General features: G+C 30.7%; 2 protein-coding genes. Both read left to right on the top strand.

Going from position 1 to position 1,530, the window contains the following annotated elements:
- Positions 1 to 248: 248 nt before the first annotated feature.
- Complete coding sequence (locus tag U9P79_03585; GenBank protein MEA2103706.1) at positions 249 to 638, top strand: response regulator; 390 nt, start codon at positions 249 to 251, stop codon at positions 636 to 638.
- A 495-nt stretch (positions 639 to 1,133) separates the two neighbouring features.
- Positions 1,134 to 1,487 carry an Hpt domain-containing protein gene (locus U9P79_03580; protein ID MEA2103705.1) on the top strand — a complete coding sequence of 118 codons (354 nt, stop codon included), beginning with the start codon at positions 1,134 to 1,136 and terminating at the stop codon, positions 1,485 to 1,487.
- Positions 1,488 to 1,530: the final 43 nt, after the last annotated feature.

The raw sequence follows: 1,530 nt of genomic DNA, 5'->3' as shown, positions 1-1,530 counted from the left end.
AGGTTTATGTAAAAAGGATACAGAAATAATTCCAAGTAATATATCAAAATTCTTTACAAAAATACGTGCAATCCTAAAAACATACAAAACAATTTCTTATTAATACAAAAGCGTGGTTGCCAATAAGACTTTAGAAATAGACTGAGTAATATGGATATTACTCAGTCAATATTCAGGACATTACACACCATTTAGAGCTTTGGTACTATGTTCGGATTTACGGAAATATCATATAAATAGGAACTATCATGAAAATATTAGTAGTAGATGACGACAAAAGTAGCCGAATTATGATGGCAGAAATTCTTAAAAAATATGGCGAATGCAAATCCGCTAATAGCGGAACAGAAGCAGTAGGAAAATTTAAGCGTGCTGTTTCCTACAAAGAACCCTTTGATTTAATCACATTGGACATAACAATGCCCGATAAAAACGGTTTAGAAGTTTTAACTGAAATTAGGAAAGTTGAAAAAAACAAAAAAGCAAAACCAGTTAAAATCCTAATGGTTACGGCTCGAGATGATAAAACCAATGTGTTAATCTCAATTAAAGCTGGATGTGATGGATATATAAAAAAACCTATTAGTGCGGATACTGTATTGGATAAAGTGAAGGCTTTAGGATTTAAATTGAAATAAAGAACAGCTAATGGAGAACGAAAAACGTAAAAAATAACCACGAAATACACAAAATAAACGAAAAAAAGTAGAATGCAAAAAATCATTAATCCTTTTATCTAAAATGGAAGTCACCGACAAATTCAAAATAACAAAAAAACGAACAAATGACAAAATTAAAATCTAAAATTCCAAACCAGCACAAATTTAGTCCCAAATCTTACATCAAATCCTCGTTCCCACCCCTAAATCATATTCTTGTCAGCCCATATCAAATCCTCGTTCCCAAGCCCCAGCTTGGGAACGCAATTTTGCTTCAAGCCCCAGCTTGGATACAATGTAGAATGGATATTTGAAAATGGAGCAAAAAACAATGACTACAAAATACACAATATGAGATTTCTCAAAAATTGAATCATGAAAATTGAATATGAAAAAATCGCATTTAATTTAAACACCTATTGGGGACACAATTTGAAAGAGAATTATATAAATAACTAAGGAGTAAAACATAAAATGGAAAAGCAAAGCGAGAACTTAAAAGATTATTTTGATCATGACGCTCTTGTTGAAAGACTTGGTGGAAACGAAGAAATCGTTGAAGAACTTATGCAGACTTTTTTAGAATCTACGGAAGAAGATCTGGAAACATTAAGTAATCTCATTGAAAATGAAAATTCTAAGGAGATATCTATAGTAGCTCATAAATTAAAAGGACGAATTCTCAATATGTCTATGTCTAAAGAAGCATCAGATGCAGCCAAGTTTCTTGAATTAAATGCGGATAAAATGACTGTAGAAGAAATGAAAGCAAAATCTTCAATAGTGGAGAAAATATTTTTACAGATAAAAAAGTTGTATAAAAATTAATAACGCAAAGACTTAGATTCACAAAAGAAAGATAATCAATTAT

The organism is Candidatus Cloacimonadota bacterium (assembly GCA_034661015.1).
GTDB lineage: Bacteria > Cloacimonadota > Cloacimonadia > JGIOTU-2 > JGIOTU-2 > JAYEKN01.
The sequence above is the reverse complement of the archived record's forward strand: the minus strand, read 5'-3'. Positions and strand labels throughout refer to the sequence as shown.